The sequence below is a fragment of the Enterobacter sp. 186315 genome, from assembly GCF_053290175.1.
Genome location: NZ_JBPTTK010000012.1, coordinates 47,375 through 64,855, shown reverse-complemented (window position 1 = coordinate 64,855; position 17,481 = coordinate 47,375). Strand labels below are relative to the sequence as shown.

Here is a 17,481-nt window from a genome sequence, read left to right as displayed (position 1 = left end):
AAGAAGATTTTGTGCAATACCTTAAAATCTTTGTATTCTATTTATCTACACCCCGGCGATTTACCTGCTTTAAAGTAATGCAGATAACGCGGCTTTAGGTTTATTGTGCTACGGTGTGCTGGCTTTATTGAATTTTGTGCTGAACTAAATAGAATGACCTCCAGCACGAATGGATGATGAGGCAGCCGTTGCCTTTAGTGACTTTTCGAAAAATCTGAGTTCTCTGTTATACATTTGGCAAATAATTCATCCGTGATAAAAGTTGCCCATGTAAATTTAATGTTAAGTGTTATTAATGTATACACTTAATCTAAATTAAACTTTATTTATTATTAACGACGAAATTGCAACTTTCGTTAATTTTAATAAAATGAATTTAGCTGCTTATCAACACCGCTAAATGTTTAATATTGCAATAAGACTTATAAATAAAGTGGATTTGGGTTAAGATGTTGTTCAGAAAAGCCGACCAAAGTGGTATATCTGCACCGTCTTTTCTGCATTAATTGATTGTTATTGTTAGACTTATCGCTTGCGTGAATGTGTTAGGTACATTCTGACAGGCTGGTAACGCTGCGATAAAGATGGCGGATTATTGTCATTCCTTTAATGGAATTTACATACGATCTGTTTTCATCTAAATATCCTGAACGTTTTAGAGAATAAAAATATCGTCATGAAACGTGATTTCTGACCGTAGATATTCAGCAGCACAATAACTATCTGTCAGGCAGTCTGCCGGGCCGGGATGCGAGGGAACTCCTTCAGAAGGAATTGTTTAACTGTTACACACAGCTTCAACCCGGGCAGCTCCGCACGAGCAACCTGTAAGTGAAAAGATATGATAAATGCAAATCGTCCGATAATGAATCTCGACCTCGATCTGCTGAGAACGTTTGTTGCGGTCGCCGATCTCAACACTTTTGCAGCAGCTGCTGCCGCAGTTTGCCGGACCCAGTCCGCCGTTAGCCAACAAATGCAACGGCTGGAGCAGCTGGTCGGTAAAGAGTTATTTGCCCGACACGGGCGCAATAAGCTATTGACGGAACACGGCATTCAGCTTTTAGGGTATGCCAGAAAAATTCTGCGCTTTAATGATGAAGCATGTATGTCCTTAATGTTTAGCAACCTTCAGGGGGTGTTAACCTTAGGGGCATCTGATGAATCGGCGGATACCATATTGCCGTTCCTTCTTAATCGAATTAGTTCGGTTTATCCGAAACTTGCGTTGGATGTGAGCGTTAAGCGTAATGCCTTTATGGTCGACATGCTGAGCGAGAATGAGGTGGATCTGGTGGTCACCACGCACCGTCCTGGGCAGTTTGACTGCCTGACGCTGCGAACGTCGCCGACGCACTGGTATTGCGCGGCAGAATACGTGCTGCAAAAAGGCGAGCCGATCCCACTGGTGCTGCTCGACGATCCCAGCCCGTTCCGCGATATGGTGATCACCGCGCTGAACGAAGCCAACATTCCGTGGCGTCTGGCCTATGTGGCCTCGACGCTGCCCGCCGTTCGTGCCGCCGTTAAGGCCGGTTTAGGGGTCACTGCCCGTCCGGTTGAGATGATGAGCCCGGATCTGCGCGTTTTGGGTCATGCAGACGGTCTTCCCGCGCTGCCGGATACCGAGTACCTGCTCTGCCATAACTCAGCAAGCAATAACGAGCTGGCAAAAGTGGTGTTCGAGGCGATGGAGAATTACCACAATCCGTGGCAGTACGAGCACGTTACTCCGGAAGGGGGGGATGACTCCCTGGTGGTTGAAGGTGATTTTGAGTGATCAAACGCTCAAAAAACTGGTAACAATTTGTAAGTGTAAAAAGAGGCCACTCGCGCGAATTTTTCGCGGAGTGGTTTTTTTTTGCCACTCATAACCATCATGGATACAGGGATACCAGAAATACCCTATATTTATCATCGAAGTAGATAGTTTGGTATAAAAATTGAACGATTCCACTTCTCAACGGCCACGCGTGCCGCTCATGTTAATAAAACGGCAAATATGTTGCCGTTTTTTTGATTGAATTAACAAAAGCGTGTCTCAGATCAAGAAAATACTCCTATTTGGGGGGAGGAATCGTTGGCGAATCCTGTCAAAATAGGAGGGTTATTTTTTTTACTTCCAAAACGGACACGATTCAACAACATGCATTTGACGTAAAGTCAGACACCCGCCAGGGTTAAAGGGCATGAATTGTTAATGAGAATCGCTCGATGTAATTTAATGTGAAGAAACCTTTGTTAAAGTTGACAAAAGGTTATAGAAAGGAGTAAAAAACCACATCATTTTGCTGTCTATGTCCCATTTCCGACAGTTAGTGTAAGGTTATTTGTTCCTCCCCATGAATCGATGTGATGTCCATCTGCCAGCAAGAGCAGTGTCGTAGATATCACTTTTGATGAGTAAGCAATGAGTATGTCAACATCCACAGAAGTCATCGCTCATCACTGGGCATTCGCAATCTTTCTTATTGTAGCCATTGGCCTGTGCTGCCTGATGTTAATCGGCGGCTGGTTCCTGGGCGGTCGCGCCCGCGCAAGGCACAAAAACACACCTTTCGAATCAGGTATTGATTCAGTAGGTACCGCTCGCTTACGCCTGTCTGCCAAGTTCTATCTGGTAGCCATGTTCTTCGTCATCTTCGACGTGGAAGCGCTTTACCTCTTCGCATGGTCAACGTCCATTCGCGAAAGTGGTTGGGTGGGCTTTGTCGAGGCCGCAATTTTCATTTTAGTGTTACTGGCCGGTCTGGTTTATCTGGTGCGTATTGGCGCGCTGGACTGGACACCTGTGCGTTCACGCCGTGAACACATCAACCCGGAAAACAGTATCTCTAATCGTCAGCAGTAACAGCGAGGCAATAAGATGGATTATACGCTCACCCGCATAGATCCTAACGGTGAGAATGACCGTTACCCCCTGCAAAAACAGGAGATCGTAACCGACCCCCTGGAGCAAGAAGTCAACAAAAGCGTGTACATGGGCAAGCTCGAACATGCCATGCACGATATGGTCAACTGGGGTCGTAAGAACTCCATCTGGCCTTACAACTTTGGCCTTTCTTGCTGCTACGTTGAAATGGTGACGTCATTCACTGCGGTGCATGACGTTGCGCGTTTTGGGGCAGAGGTACTGCGTGCTTCCCCGCGTCAGGCTGACCTGATGGTGGTGGCCGGAACCTGCTTCACCAAAATGGCGCCGGTTATCCAGCGTCTGTATGACCAGATGCTTGAGCCAAAATGGGTGATTTCCATGGGCGCTTGTGCAAACTCCGGCGGGATGTACGACATTTATTCCGTTGTGCAGGGCGTTGATAAGTTCATTCCGGTGGATGTTTACATCCCGGGCTGCCCGCCGCGTCCAGAAGCCTACATGCAGGCGCTGATGCTGCTGCAAGAGTCTATCGGCAAAGAGCGCCGTCCGCTCTCATGGGTGGTGGGCGATCAGGGCGTTTATCGCGCGAACATGCAGTCAGAACGCGAGCGTAAACGCGGTGAACGTATTGCAGTAACCAATCTGCGTACCCCTGACGAAATTTAATTTGCGCCTGTGGGCATGGAGTAAACCTTCGCATATCACTATTCAAATAGCGCGAAGCCACGCCCGACAGTCACCACGGACCATTTGCAATGGTGAACAATATGACCGACTTAACCGCGCAAGAAGCCGCCTGGCAGACACGGGATCATCTGGATGACCCCGTCATTGGCGAACTGCGCAACCGTTTTGGGCCGGATGCCTTTACCGTTCAGGCTACCCGCACCGGGGTACCCGTTGTTTGGGTGAAGCGTGAGCAACTACTGGAAGTGGTCGATTTCTTAAAGAAATTGCCTAAACCTTACGTCATGCTGTTTGACTTACACGGCATGGACGAACGTCTGCGTACCCACCGCCAGGGTCTCCCTGCTGCGGATTTTTCCGTTTTCTACCACCTGATCTCAATAGACCGCAACACGGATATCATGCTCAAGGTGGCCTTGTCTGAAAACGACATGCACCTGCCGACGATCACGAAACTTTTCCCGAACGCGAACTGGTACGAGCGCGAAACCTGGGAAATGTTCGGCATGACCTTCGACGGCCACCCGCACCTGACGCGCATCATGATGCCGCAGACATGGACCGGCCACCCGCTGCGTAAAGACTACCCGGCACGCGCCACCGAATTCGATCCGTTTGAGCTGACCAAAGCCAAGCAGGATCTGGAGATGGAAGCGCTTACCTTCAAGCCGGAAGACTGGGGCATGAAGCGCAGCACCGAAAACGAGGACTTCATGTTCCTCAACCTCGGCCCGAACCACCCGTCTGCGCACGGTGCCTTCCGTATTATTCTTCAGCTTGATGGCGAAGAGATTGTCGACTGCGTTCCGGATATCGGCTACCACCACCGTGGTGCCGAGAAGATGGGCGAGCGTCAGTCCTGGCACAGCTACATTCCGTACACCGACCGTATCGAGTACCTCGGCGGCTGCGTGAACGAAATGCCTTACGTGCTGGCCGTTGAGAAGCTGGCGGGTATCGTTACTCCGGATCGCGTTAACGTAATCCGCGTGATGCTGTCAGAACTGTTCCGTATTAACAGCCACCTGCTGTACATCTCCACGTTCATTCAGGACGTCGGCGCGATGACCCCGGTCTTCTTCGCCTTTACCGATCGTCAGAAAATCTACGATCTGGTGGAAGCGATTACCGGTTTCCGTATGCACCCGGCCTGGTTCCGTATCGGCGGTGTGGCACACGATCTGCCGCGCGGCTGGGACCGTCTGCTGCGTGAGTTCCTCGACTGGATGCCAAAACGTCTGGCCTCTTACGAGAAAGCCGCGCTGCGCAACACCATCCTGAAAGGCCGTTCCCAGGGCGTTGCAGCCTATGGCGCGAAAGAGGCGCTGGAGTGGGGGACAACGGGTGCTGGCCTGCGTGCAACCGGTATTGATTTCGACGTGCGTAAAGCCCGTCCTTACTCTGGCTACGAGAACTTCGACTTTGAAGTCCCGGTTGGCGGCGGCGTTTCCGACTGCTACACCCGCGTGATGCTGAAAGTGGAAGAGCTGCGCCAGAGTCTGCGCATCCTTGAGCAGTGCCTCAACAACATGCCGGAAGGCCCGTTCAAAGCGGATCACCCGCTGACCACGCCGCCGCCGAAAGAGCGCACGCTGCAACATATCGAAACCCTGATCACCCACTTCTTGCAGGTTTCCTGGGGCCCGGTCATGCCGGCGCAAGAATCCTTCCAGATGATTGAAGCGACCAAGGGTATCAACAGTTACTACCTGACCAGCGACGGCAGCACCATGAGCTACCGTACCCGCGTGCGTACGCCAAGCTTCGCGCACCTGCAACAGATCCCGGCCGCCATTCGCGGCAGTCTGGTCTCTGACCTGATTGTGTATCTGGGTAGTATCGATTTTGTTATGTCAGACGTGGACCGCTAATTATGCACGAGAATCAACAACCACAAACCGAGGCTTTTGAGCTGAGTGAAGCAGAGCGTGCCGCCATTGAGCACGAGATGCACCACTACGAAGACCCGCGTGCGGCGTCCATTGAAGCGCTGAAAATCGTTCAGAAACAGCGTGGTTGGGTGCCGGATGGGGCGATCTATGAGATCGCAAAAGTGCTGGGTATTCCGGCAAGTGACGTTGAAGGGGTGGCGACATTCTACAGCCAGATCTTCCGTCAGCCGGTGGGCCGCCATGTGATCCGCTACTGTGACAGCGTTGTCTGCCACATCACCGGGTATCAGGGCATTCAGGCTGCGATTGAGCAGAAGCTCAACATCAAGCCGGGCCAGACCACTTTTGATGGTCGCTTTACTCTGCTGCCAACCTGCTGCCTGGGTAACTGCGACAAGGGGCCGACCATGATGATTGATGAGGACACTCACAGCCATCTGACGCCGGAAGCGATTCCTGACCTGCTGGAGCAGTACAAATGAAAACGGTAATTCGTACTGCTGAGACGCATCCGCTGACCTGGCGTCTGCGCGATGACAAACAGCCGGTATGGCTTGAAGAATACGAAAGCAAAAACGGCTACGCCGGGGCGCGTAAAGCGCTCAGCGGCATGGCGCCGGACGAAATCGTCAACGCGGTAAAAGACGCTGGCCTGAAAGGGCGCGGCGGCGCGGGCTTTTCCACCGGTCTTAAGTGGAGCCTGATGCCAAAAGACGAATCCATGAACATCCGTTACCTGCTGTGTAACGCCGATGAGATGGAGCCGGGCACCTATAAAGACCGCCTGCTGATGGAGCAGCTGCCGCACCTGCTGGTGGAAGGCATGCTGATCTCCGCGTTTGCGCTGAAAGCCTACCGTGGCTACATCTTCCTGCGCGGTGAGTACATTGAAGCGGCAGAAAACCTGCGTCGCGCGATTGCGGAAGCCACCGAAGCGGGCCTGCTCGGTAAAAACATCCTGGGCACCGGTTTTGACTTCGAGCTGTTCGTCCACACCGGGGCAGGGCGTTATATCTGCGGCGAAGAGACCGCGCTGATTAACTCCCTCGAAGGCCGTCGTGCGAACCCGCGTTCCAAGCCACCGTTCCCGGCAAGCTCCGGCGTGTGGGGTAAACCGACCTGCGTAAACAACGTCGAAACCCTGTGTAACGTCCCGGCGATTCTTGCCAACGGCGTGGAGTGGTATCAGGGCATCTCTTCGAGCAAAGATGCCGGTACCAAGCTGATGGGCTTCTCCGGTCGCGTTAAAAATCCTGGCGTCTGGGAACTGCCGTTTGGTACCACCGCGCGTGAAATCCTTGAAGACTACGCGGGCGGTATGCGCGACGGTCTGAAATTCAAAGCCTGGCAGCCGGGTGGGGCAGGGACAGACTTCCTGACCGAAGCCCACCTCGATCTGCCAATGGAATTCGAAAGCATTGGTAAAGCGGGCAGCCGTCTGGGTACGGCGCTGGCGATGGCCGTCGACCACGAGATCGGCATGGTATCGCTGGTGCGTAACCTGGAAGAGTTCTTTGCCCGCGAGTCCTGCGGCTGGTGTACGCCGTGCCGTGACGGTCTGCCGTGGAGCGTGAAGATCCTGCGCGCCATCGAACGTGGCGAAGGCCAACCTGGCGATATCGAGACACTTGAGCAACTGTGTCGATTCCTGGGCCCGGGTAAAACCTTCTGTGCCCACGCACCGGGCGCCGTCGAGCCACTGCAAAGCGCGATTAAATATTTCCGCGACGAATTCGAAGCAGGCATCAAGCAGCCGTTCAGCAATACCCATTCCATTAATGGTATTCAGCCGAACCTGCTGAAAGCACGCTGGTAAAAACAGAATTTTGATTAACGCTCGAAGCAATTCGAGCCAACTGGAAGCATGCTAATGGCTACGATTCATGTAGACGGCAAAGAATACGAGGTCAACGGGGCGGACAACCTGCTGGAAGCTTGTCTGTCGCTCGGCCTTGATATTCCGTATTTTTGCTGGCATCCGGCGCTGGGCAGCGTCGGTGCTTGCCGCCAGTGTGCGGTGAAGCAATATCAAAACGCGGAAGACACGCGTGGTCGCCTGGTGATGTCCTGTATGACGCCAGCCACCGAAGGCACCTTTATTTCGATTGATGACGAAGAAGCCAAACAGTTCCGCGAAAGCGTTGTGGAGTGGTTGATGACCAACCACCCGCACGACTGTCCGGTTTGTGAAGAGGGCGGTAACTGCCACCTCCAGGATATGACCGTCATGACCGGTCACAGCTTCCGTCGCTATCGCTTTACCAAACGTACCCACCGCAACCAGGACCTGGGGCCGTTCATCTCTCACGAAATGAACCGCTGCATCGCCTGCTACCGCTGCGTGCGTTACTACAAAGATTACGCAGACGGTCAGGATCTGGGCGTGTATGGCGCGCACGACAACGTCTACTTTGGTCGTCCGGAAGACGGTACGCTGGAAAGCGAATTCTCCGGTAACCTGGTAGAAATCTGCCCGACCGGCGTGTTCACGGATAAAACGCACTCCGAGCGCTACAACCGTAAGTGGGACATGCAGTTTGCGCCAAGCATCTGCCAGCAGTGTTCCCTCGGCTGTAACACCAGCCCGGGCGAGCGCTACGGCGAGCTGCGTCGTATCGAAAACCGTTATAACGGTACCGTTAACCACTACTTCCTCTGCGACCGTGGTCGTTTCGGCTATGGCTATGTGAACCTGAAAGACCGTCCGCGTCAGCCGGTTCAGCGCCGTGGCGACGACGTTATCACCCTGAACGCCGAACAGGCGATGCAGGGCGCGGCGGATATTCTGCGCCAGTCGAAGAAAGTGATCGGTATCGGCTCCCCGCGTGCCAGCGTTGAAAGCAACTTCGCGCTGCGTGAGCTGGTTGGGGCGGAAAACTTCTACACCGGTATCGCCCAGGGCGAGCAGGAACGTCTGCAACTGGTGCTGAAAGTGCTGCGCGAAGGCGGTGTTCACACCCCGGCGCTGCGCGAAATCGAATCCTACGATGCGGTTCTGGTGCTGGGCGAAGATTTAACCCAGACCGGCGCCCGTGCGGCCCTGGCAGTGCGTCAGGCGGTGAAGGGTAAAGCACGTGAAATGGCGGCAGCCCAGAAAGTGGCTGACTGGCAGATTGCGGCAATCCTTAACATCGGTCAGCGCGCGAAGCATCCTCTGTTTGTGACTAACGTCGACAATACCCGTCTGGACGATATCGCGGCGTGGACCTACTGCGCACCGGTTGAAGATCAGGCGCGCCTCGGCTTCGCTATCGCCCATGCGCTGGACAACACCTCTCCGGCCGTTGAACTGGATCGCGACCTGCAAAACAAGGTCGACGTGATTGTTCAGGCGCTGGCGGGTGCGAAAAAACCGCTGATTATCTCCGGCACCAACGCCGGCAGCACAGAAATCATCCAGGCTGCGGCTAACGTGGCGAAAGCCCTGAAAGGCCGCGGTGCTGACGTGGGCGTCACCATGATTGCCCGTGCGGTGAACAGCATCGGTCTGGGCATGATTGGCGGCGGTTCGCTGGAAGAGGCGTTAAGCGAGCTGGAATCCGGCTCTGCGGACGCGGTTGTGGTGCTGGAAAACGACCTGCATCGCCATGCTTCTGCGGCACGCGTTGACGCTGCGCTCTCTAAAGCGCCGCTGGTGATGGTCATTGACCATCAGCGCACCGCGATTATGGATAAAGCGCACCTGGTGCTCTCTGCGGCAAGCTTCGCTGAAAGCGACGGTACGGTTATCAACAACGAAGGCCGCGCGCAGCGCTTCTTCCAGGTTTACGACCCGGCCTATTACGACAGCAACACCCTGATGCTGGAAAGCTGGCGCTGGCTGCACTCCCTGCACAGCACCGTGCAGAGCCGTGAGGTGGACTGGACGCAGCTTGACCACGTTATCGACGCGGTGGTGGAAAAACTGCCTCAGTTGGCGGGCATCAAAGATGCTGCACCTGACGCAAGCTTCCGTATTCGCGGCCAGAAACTGGCGCGTGAACCGCACCGTTACAGCGGTCGTACCGCGATGCGTGCCAACATCAGCGTACACGAACCTCGTCAGCCGCAGGATAAAGACACGATGTTTGCCTTCTCGATGGAAGGGAACAACCAGCCGTCTGCGCCGCGCTCTCAGGTTCCGTTCGCATGGGCACCAGGCTGGAACTCCCCGCAGGCATGGAACAAATTCCAGGCCGAAGTGGGCGGTTCTCTGCGTCACGGTGACCCGGGCGTGCGTCTGATTGAAGCGTCTGAGACCGGTCTGGACTTCTTTACCGCGGTTCCGGCACGTTTCGAAGCGCAGGACGGCAACTGGCGTATCGCGCCTTACTACCATCTGTTTGGTAGCGACGAGCTGTCCCAGCGTTCACCGGTCTTCCAGACCCGTATGCCGCAGCCGTACATCAAGCTCAACCCGGCTGACGCCGCGAAGCTTGGCGTGAACGCGGGTGCGAACATCGCCTTTAGCTATGAAGGCCAGACGATCAGCCTGCCGCTGATTATCTCTGAAGGTCTGAGCGCAGGGCAGGTCGGTCTGCCGATGGGTATGCCGGGCATCGCGCCGGTTCTCGCGGGTGCGCGTCTTGATAACTTGCAGGAGGCAAAAGCATGAGTTGGTTAACGCCGGATCTTATCGACATTCTGCTTAGCATTCTCAAGGCAATCGTCATCCTGCTGGTGGTGGTCACCTGCGGCGCGTTCATGAGCTTTGGTGAACGTCGTCTGCTCGGTCTGTTCCAGAACCGTTACGGACCGAACCGCGTGGGCTGGGGTGGTTCACTCCAGCTGGTCGCGGACATGATCAAGATGTTCTTTAAAGAGGACTGGGTTCCGCGCTTCTCGGATCGCGTGATCTTTACTCTGGCACCGATGATCGCCTTCACCTCGCTGCTGCTGGCGTTTGCTATCGTTCCGGTCAGCCCGACCTGGGTGGTCGCTGACCTGAACATCGGCATTCTGTTCTTCCTGATGATGGCAGGCCTCGCGGTTTACGCGGTGCTGTTCGCAGGCTGGTCCAGTAACAACAAATACTCCCTGCTGGGTGCGATGCGTGCGTCTGCGCAGACCCTGAGCTACGAGGTGTTCCTGGGTCTCTCCCTGATGGGCGTGGTGGCGCAGGCCGGTTCATTTAACATGACCGACATCGTCAACAACCAGGCCGACATCTGGAACGTTATCCCGCAGTTCTTTGGGTTTGTGACCTTTGCTATCGCGGGCGTGGCGGTGTGTCACCGTCACCCGTTTGACCAGCCAGAAGCCGAACAGGAACTGGCCGACGGTTACCACATTGAATATTCCGGTATGAAATTCGGTCTGTTCTTCGTGGGCGAGTACATCGGTATCGTCACCATTTCCGCGTTGATGGTTACGCTGTTCTTTGGTGGCTGGCATGGCCCGTTCTTACCGCCGTTCATCTGGTTCGCGCTGAAAACCGCGTTCTTCATGATGATGTTCATTTTGATTCGTGCGTCGTTACCGCGTCCTCGTTATGACCAGGTAATGTCCTTCGGCTGGAAAGTGTGCCTGCCGCTGACGCTCGTCAATTTGTTGGTAACGGCGGCTGTCATTCTCTGGCAGCAGCCATAAGGGGCTTTGAGATCATGACCTTAAAAGAATTATTGGTAGGTTTCGGCACCCAGGTACGCAGTATCTGGATGATCGGCCTGCACGCGTTTGCCAAACGCGAAACCCGGATGTATCCGGAAGAGCCGGTATATCTGCCGCCGCGCTACCGTGGCCGTATCGTGCTGACGCGCGACCCGGACGGTTCCGAGCGCTGCGTGGCCTGTAACCTGTGTGCGGTAGCCTGTCCTGTTGGCTGTATCTCGCTGCAAAAAGCAGAGACAGTTGACGGCCGCTGGTACCCGGAGTTCTTCCGCATTAACTTCTCACGCTGCATCTTCTGCGGTCTGTGTGAAGAAGCGTGCCCAACCACGGCGATTCAGCTGACTCCAGACTTCGAGCTGGGTGAGTACAAGCGTCAGGATCTGGTGTACGAAAAAGAGGATCTGCTGATTTCCGGTCCGGGCAAATACCCGGAATATAACTTCTACCGGATGGCGGGTATGGCAATCGACGGCAAAGATAAGGGCGAAGCAGAGAACGAAGCTAAGCCTATCGACGTCAAGAGCCTGTTACCGTAAGGAGAGGGGCAATGGAATTCGCTTTTTATATCTGTGGCCTGATCGCCATCCTGGCTACGCTGCGAGTGATTACGCACACCAACCCGGTGCATGCGCTGCTCTATTTAATCATTTCGCTGCTGGCTATTTCCGGGGTGTTCTTTGCGCTGGGCGCACACTTTGCGGGTGCGCTTGAAATCATCGTCTACGCCGGGGCCATCATGGTGCTGTTCGTCTTCGTGGTGATGATGCTGAACCTGGGCGGCTCCGAAATCGAGCAGGAACGTCAGTGGTTAAAACCGCAGGTGTGGATCGGCCCGGCCATTTTGTCAGCCATCATGCTGGCGGTGATTGTGTACGCCATTCTGGGCGTGAACGATCAGGGCATCGACGGGACGCCAATCAGCGCGAAAGCAGTGGGTATTACCCTGTTTGGGCCATACGTTCTGGCGGTAGAACTGGCGTCTATGCTGCTGCTGGCAGGTCTGGTTGTTGCTTTCCACGTCGGCCGCGAAGAGCGCGTCGGCGAGGTGCTGAGCAACCGCACTGACGACCGCGCGAAAAGAAAAACGGAGGAACGCGCATGATCCCCTTAACACATGGACTGATCCTCGCTGCGATTTTATTCGTTCTGGGCTTAACCGGTCTGGTTATCCGCCGCAATCTGCTGTTTATGCTGATCGGTCTGGAAATCATGATTAACGCCTCCGCGCTGGCCTTTGTGGTCGCCGGGAGCTACTGGGGCCAGACGGATGGTCAGGTGATGTACATCCTTGCTATCAGCCTTGCGGCTGCCGAAGCGAGTATTGGCCTGGCGCTGTTGCTACAGCTCCATCGTCGCCGCCAGAACCTGAACATCGATTCAGTAAGTGAGTTGCGTGGATGAACATGCTTGCCTTAACCATTATTTTTCCGCTGATTGGCTTCGTGCTGCTGGCGTTTTCTCGCGGCCGCTGGTCTGAGAATCTGTCTGCGACCGTCGGCATTGGCTCTATCGGTCTGGCTGCGCTGGTCACGGCGTATGCGGGTATCGACTTCTTCAACAACGGCCGCCAGCCTTTCAGCGTCCCGCTGTGGACCTGGATGTCGGTGGGTGATTTCAATATCGGTTTCAACCTGGTGCTGGATGGTCTGTCCCTGACCATGCTTTCCGTGGTGACCGGCGTGGGCTTCCTGATCCACATGTTCGCCTCCTGGTATATGCGCGGTGAAGAGGGTTACTCCCGCTTCTTCGCCTACACCAACCTGTTTATCGCGAGCATGGTGGTGCTGGTGCTGGCCGATAACCTCCTGCTGATGTATCTGGGCTGGGAAGGCGTAGGTCTGTGTTCTTACCTGCTGATCGGTTTCTACTACACCGATCCGAAGAATGGCGCAGCGGCCATGAAAGCGTTCGTCGTGACCCGCGTGGGTGACGTGTTCCTCGCTTTCGCGCTGTTCATTCTTTACAACGAACTGGGCACGCTGAACTTCCGCGAAATGGTGGAACTGGCGCCGGCGCACTTCGAAGCAGGCAATAACATGCTGTGGTGGGCGACGCTGATGCTGCTGGGTGGTGCCGTGGGTAAATCCGCGCAGCTGCCGTTGCAGACCTGGCTTGCCGACGCGATGGCGGGTCCAACGCCTGTCTCCGCGCTGATCCACGCCGCGACCATGGTGACCGCAGGTGTTTACCTGATAGCGCGTACCCACGGTCTGTTCCTGATGACCCCGGAAATTCTGCATCTGGTGGGTATCGTTGGTGCGGTAACGCTGGTGCTGGCAGGCTTTGCCGCGCTGGTGCAAACCGACATCAAACGCGTTCTCGCGTACTCCACCATGAGCCAGATTGGTTACATGTTCCTGGCGCTGGGCGTTCAGGCATGGGACGCCGCGATTTTCCACCTGATGACGCACGCGTTCTTTAAAGCGCTGCTGTTCCTCTCATCCGGTTCGGTTATCCTGGCCTGCCACCACGAGCAGAACATCTTCAAAATGGGCGGACTGCGTAAGTCCATCCCGCTGGTGTATGTCTGCTTCCTGGTGGGCGGCGCGGCGCTGTCGGCGCTGCCGCTGATTACCGCAGGCTTCTTCAGTAAGGACGAAATCCTTGCGGGTGCCATGGCGAATGGTCATATCAATCTGATGGTTGCGGGTCTAGTCGGTGCGTTCATGACCTCCCTGTATACCTTCCGAATGATTTTCATCGTATTCCACGGTAAAGAACAAATTCACGCTCACGCAGGGAAGGGGATTACCCACCACCTGCCGCTGATTGTGCTGCTGGTTCTGTCCACCTTCGTTGGCGCAATGATTGTGCCGCCGTTGCAGGGCGTACTGCCAGCCACCACCGAGCTTGAGCACGGTCGCGTTCTGACGCTCGAAATCACCTCCGGCGTGGTCGCTATCGCGGGCATCCTGATTGCTGCATGGCTGTGGCTGGGTAAACGTACGCTGGTAACTGCCGTTGCCAACAGTGCACCGGGCCGTCTGCTGGGCACATGGTGGTACAACGCGTGGGGCTTCGACTGGCTGTACGACATGATCTTCGTTAAGCCGTTCCTGGGCATTGCGTGGCTGCTGAAGCGCGACCCACTGAACAGCCTGATGAATATCCCGGCGATACTCTCCCGCTTCGCAGGTAAAGGCCTGCTGCTGAGCGAGAACGGTTATCTGCGCTGGTATGTGGCGTCCATGAGCATCGGTGCGGTTGTCGTACTGGCGCTGCTGATGGTGTTGCGATAGTGGTTTTGCCCGGTGGCGCTGCGCTTACCGGGCCTACGAGACCGTAGGTCGGGTCAGCGTGAGCGCCACCCGACACCACAAACCGCACTAACGCGTGAATTTTGTTGAATTCGTTGAAAATCGGTCCCTTAGGGACTTTAACAAGGAATAAAAATCGCCATGTTACTACCCTGGCTAATATTAATTCCCTTCATCGGCGGCTTCCTGTGCTGGCAGACTGAACGCTTTGGCGTGAAGATGCCGCGCTGGATCGCGCTGATCACCATGGGATTGACGCTCGCGCTTGGTCTGCAACTGTGGTTGCAGGGTGGCTACTCTCTGACCCAGGCTACGGGCGTTCCGCAGTGGCAGGACGAGTTCATTCTGCCGTGGATCCCGCGTTTTGGTATCACCATTCACCTGGCGATTGATGGTCTGTCGCTGCTGATGGTTGTGCTGACCGGCCTGCTCGGCGTTCTGGCGGTACTGTGCTCCTGGCGAGAAATCGAAAAATACCAGGGCTTCTTCCACCTGAACCTGATGTGGATCCTGGGCGGCGTTATCGGCGTGTTCCTTGCCATCGACATGTTCCTGTTCTTCTTCTTCTGGGAGATGATGCTGGTGCCGATGTACTTCCTGATCGCGCTGTGGGGCCATAAGGCGTCCGACGGTAAAACGCGTATCACGGCGGCAACCAAGTTCTTCATCTATACCCAGGCGAGCGGTCTGGTGATGCTGATTGCCATCCTGGCGCTGGTGTTCGTGCATTACAACGCGACCGGCGTCTGGACCTTCAACTACGAAGAGCTGCTGAAGACTCCAATGTCTCACGGCGTGGAATACCTGCTGATGCTCGGCTTCTTCATCGCCTTCGCGGTGAAAATGCCGGTGGTTCCGCTGCACGGCTGGCTGCCGGACGCCCACTCCCAGGCACCAACGGCGGGTTCCGTTGACCTGGCGGGTATCTTGCTGAAAACCGCGGCCTACGGTCTGCTGCGTTTCGCACTGCCGCTGTTCCCGAACGCCTCCGCCGAGTTTGCGCCAATTGCCATGTGGCTGGGCGTGATCGGTATCTTCTACGGCGCGTGGATGGCCTTCACCCAGTACGACATCAAACGTCTGATTGCCTACACCTCCGTGTCCCACATGGGCTTCGTGCTGATTGCTATCTACACCGGCAGCCAGCTGGCGTACCAGGGCGCGGTTATCCAGATGATTGCGCACGGTCTGTCCGCAGCGGGTCTGTTCATCCTGTGTGGTCAGCTGTACGAACGTCTGCACACCCGCGACATGCGTATGATGGGCGGCCTGTGGGGCAAGATGAAATGGCTGCCAGCGCTGTCGATGTTCTTCGCGGTGGCGACGCTGGGTATGCCGGGCACCGGTAACTTCGTCGGCGAATTTATGATTCTGTTCGGCAGCTTCAAAGTGGTGCCGACGATCACCGTCATCTCCACCTTTGGTCTGGTGTTCGCTTCCGTCTACTCCCTGGCGATGCTGCATCGCGCCTACTTCGGTAAAGCGAAGAGCGAAATTGCTGCACAACAACTGCCTGGGATGTCAATGCGTGAGCTGTTCATCATCCTGCTGCTGGTCGTACTGCTGGTGCTGTTGGGCTTCTATCCACAGCCGATTCTGGATACCTCGCACTCCGCGATGGGTAATATCCAGCAGTGGTTTGTTAATTCTGCTTCTACTACAAGGCCGTAATTCGCCATGACAATAACTCCACAACAACTGATCGCGCTGCTACCGCTGCTGATCGTCGGATTGACGGTGGTGGTTGTGATGCTCTCCATTGCGTGGCGACGCAATCACTTCCTGAATGCCACGCTGTCGGTCATTGGACTGAACGCCGCGTTAGTCTCCCTCTGGTTTGTTGGCCAAGCGGGCGCGATGGACGTCACCCCGCTGATGCGCGTTGACGGCTATGCCATGCTGTATACGGGTCTGGTTCTGCTGGCGAGTCTGGCAACCTGTACCTTTGCGTACCCGTGGCTCGAAGGCTACAACGACAACAAAGAAGAGTTTTACCTGCTGGTTCTGATTGCCGCACTGGGCGGCATTCTGCTGGCGAATGCGAACCACCTGGCCGCGCTGTTCCTCGGTATTGAGCTTATCTCTCTGCCGCTGTTCGGCCTGATCGGTTACGCCTTCCGCCAGAAGCGTTCTCTGGAAGCGAGTATCAAGTACACCATTCTGTCAGCGGCGGCGTCCTCGTTCCTGCTGTTTGGTATCGCGCTCCTGTACGCGCAGTCCGGTAACCTCTCTTTCGTGGCGCTCGGCAAGAGCCTCGGCGACGGGATGCTGCACGAGCCGCTGCTGCTGGCGGGTCTGGGCATGATGATCGTCGGCCTCGGCTTTAAGCTCTCTCTGGTGCCGTTCCACCTGTGGACGCCAGACGTCTACCAGGGCGCGCCAGCTCCGGTCTCCACTTTCCTTGCGACGGCGAGCAAAATCGCCATCTTCGGCGTGGTGATGCGTCTGTTCCTGTACGCGCCGGTGGGTGACAGCGAAGCGGTCCGCGTGGTGCTCGGCATCATCGCGTTCGTGTCCATCATCTTCGGTAACCTGATGGCGCTGAGCCAGACCAACATCAAACGTCTGTTGGGCTACTCGTCTATCTCCCATCTGGGCTATCTGCTGGTGGCATTGATCGCGCTGCAAAGCGGTGAGATGTCGATGGAAGCCGTAGGCGTGTATCTGGCTGGCTACCTGTTCAGCAGCCTCGGCGCGTTCGGCGTGGTGAGCCTGATGTCCAGCCCGTACCGTGGTCCGGATGCAGATTCTCTGTTCTCCTACCGTGGTCTGTTCTGGCACCGTCCGATCCTGTCCGCGGTAATGACCGTGATGATGCTGTCGCTGGCGGGTATCCCGATGACGCTGGGCTTTATCGGTAAGTTCTACGTGCTGGCCGTGGGTGTGCAGGCGGGTCTGTGGTGGCTGACGGCGGGCGTCGTGATCGGCTCCGCGATTGGTTTGTACTACTACCTGCGCGTTGCCGTGAGCCTGTACCTGAGCGCCCCGTCGCAGCTCAACCGTGATGCGCCGCGCAACTGGCAGTACAGCGCGGGCGGTATTGTGGTGCTGATTTCAGCCCTGCTGGTATTGATCTTCGGTATCTATCCGCAGCCGCTCATCACCATTGTGCAACACGCAATGCCAATTATGTAAAAGCAAAAACCCGCCTCGGCGGGTTTTTTTATGTTTGCGCCCTCTC

The 17,481-nt window shown here is 55.6% G+C and carries 14 protein-coding genes; all 14 read left to right on the top strand.

The features are described from left to right. Window positions 1-841: 841 nt before the first annotated feature. Window positions 842-1,780: a transcriptional regulator LrhA gene (gene lrhA / locus ACSVHP_RS14685; RefSeq protein WP_234675412.1), complete on the top strand. Its 939-nt coding sequence runs from the start codon at window positions 842-844 to the stop codon at window positions 1,778-1,780. A gap of 630 nt (window positions 1,781-2,410) precedes the next feature. Then, window positions 2,411-2,851 (top strand): NADH-quinone oxidoreductase subunit NuoA, encoded by a 441-nt coding sequence (nuoA, locus tag ACSVHP_RS14680; RefSeq protein WP_234675413.1) that lies wholly within the window; start codon window positions 2,411-2,413, stop codon window positions 2,849-2,851. Between the two features lie 15 nt (window positions 2,852-2,866). Then, window positions 2,867-3,541: an NADH-quinone oxidoreductase subunit NuoB gene (gene nuoB / locus ACSVHP_RS14675; RefSeq protein ID WP_003861482.1), complete on the top strand. Its 675-nt coding sequence runs from the start codon at window positions 2,867-2,869 to the stop codon at window positions 3,539-3,541. A gap of 89 nt (window positions 3,542-3,630) precedes the next feature. Continuing rightward, complete coding sequence (gene nuoC, locus ACSVHP_RS14670; RefSeq protein ID WP_234675414.1) at window positions 3,631-5,433, top strand: NADH-quinone oxidoreductase subunit C/D; 1,803 nt, start codon at window positions 3,631-3,633, stop codon at window positions 5,431-5,433. 2 nt (window positions 5,434-5,435) lie between these two features. Continuing rightward, window positions 5,436-5,936 (top strand): NADH-quinone oxidoreductase subunit NuoE, encoded by a 501-nt coding sequence (gene nuoE / locus ACSVHP_RS14665; protein WP_119937089.1) that lies wholly within the window; start codon window positions 5,436-5,438, stop codon window positions 5,934-5,936. Then, window positions 5,933-7,270 (top strand): NADH-quinone oxidoreductase subunit NuoF, encoded by a 1,338-nt coding sequence (nuoF, locus tag ACSVHP_RS14660; protein ID WP_343645728.1) that lies wholly within the window; start codon window positions 5,933-5,935, stop codon window positions 7,268-7,270. The genes nuoE and nuoF overlap by 4 nt, the downstream gene beginning before the upstream one ends. Before the next feature lie 54 nt (window positions 7,271-7,324). After that, the gene (nuoG, locus tag ACSVHP_RS14655) at window positions 7,325-10,048 is read left to right on the top strand and encodes an NADH-quinone oxidoreductase subunit NuoG (protein ID WP_447552275.1); all 2,724 of its coding nucleotides are present in this window, start codon (window positions 7,325-7,327) and stop codon (window positions 10,046-10,048) included. Beyond that, window positions 10,045-11,022, top strand: a complete 978-nt coding sequence (gene nuoH / locus ACSVHP_RS14650; protein WP_234675417.1) for an NADH-quinone oxidoreductase subunit NuoH — start codon at window positions 10,045-10,047, stop codon at window positions 11,020-11,022. The genes nuoG and nuoH overlap by 4 nt, the downstream gene beginning before the upstream one ends. A gap of 14 nt (window positions 11,023-11,036) precedes the next feature. Beyond that, window positions 11,037-11,579 carry an NADH-quinone oxidoreductase subunit NuoI gene (gene nuoI / locus ACSVHP_RS14645; RefSeq protein WP_003861491.1) on the top strand — a complete coding sequence of 181 codons (543 nt, stop codon included), beginning with the start codon at window positions 11,037-11,039 and terminating at the stop codon, window positions 11,577-11,579. Between the two features lie 11 nt (window positions 11,580-11,590). Further along, window positions 11,591-12,145 (top strand): NADH-quinone oxidoreductase subunit J, encoded by a 555-nt coding sequence (gene nuoJ / locus ACSVHP_RS14640; RefSeq protein ID WP_003861493.1) that lies wholly within the window; start codon window positions 11,591-11,593, stop codon window positions 12,143-12,145. After that, complete coding sequence (nuoK, locus tag ACSVHP_RS14635) at window positions 12,142-12,444, top strand: NADH-quinone oxidoreductase subunit NuoK (RefSeq protein WP_003861496.1); 303 nt, start codon at window positions 12,142-12,144, stop codon at window positions 12,442-12,444. Before nuoJ ends, nuoK begins: the two co-directional genes overlap by 4 nt. Beyond that, window positions 12,441-14,282, top strand: coding sequence for an NADH-quinone oxidoreductase subunit L (gene nuoL, locus ACSVHP_RS14630; RefSeq protein WP_447552274.1), 1,842 nt, complete (start codon window positions 12,441-12,443; stop codon window positions 14,280-14,282). Before nuoK ends, nuoL begins: the two co-directional genes overlap by 4 nt. Window positions 14,283-14,441: 159 nt before the next feature. Further along, window positions 14,442-15,971, top strand: coding sequence for an NADH-quinone oxidoreductase subunit M (nuoM, locus tag ACSVHP_RS14625; RefSeq protein WP_234675419.1), 1,530 nt, complete (start codon window positions 14,442-14,444; stop codon window positions 15,969-15,971). 6 nt (window positions 15,972-15,977) lie between these two features. Further along, window positions 15,978-17,435: an NADH-quinone oxidoreductase subunit NuoN gene (gene nuoN, locus ACSVHP_RS14620; RefSeq protein WP_447552273.1), complete on the top strand. Its 1,458-nt coding sequence runs from the start codon at window positions 15,978-15,980 to the stop codon at window positions 17,433-17,435. Window positions 17,436-17,481: the final 46 nt, after the last annotated feature.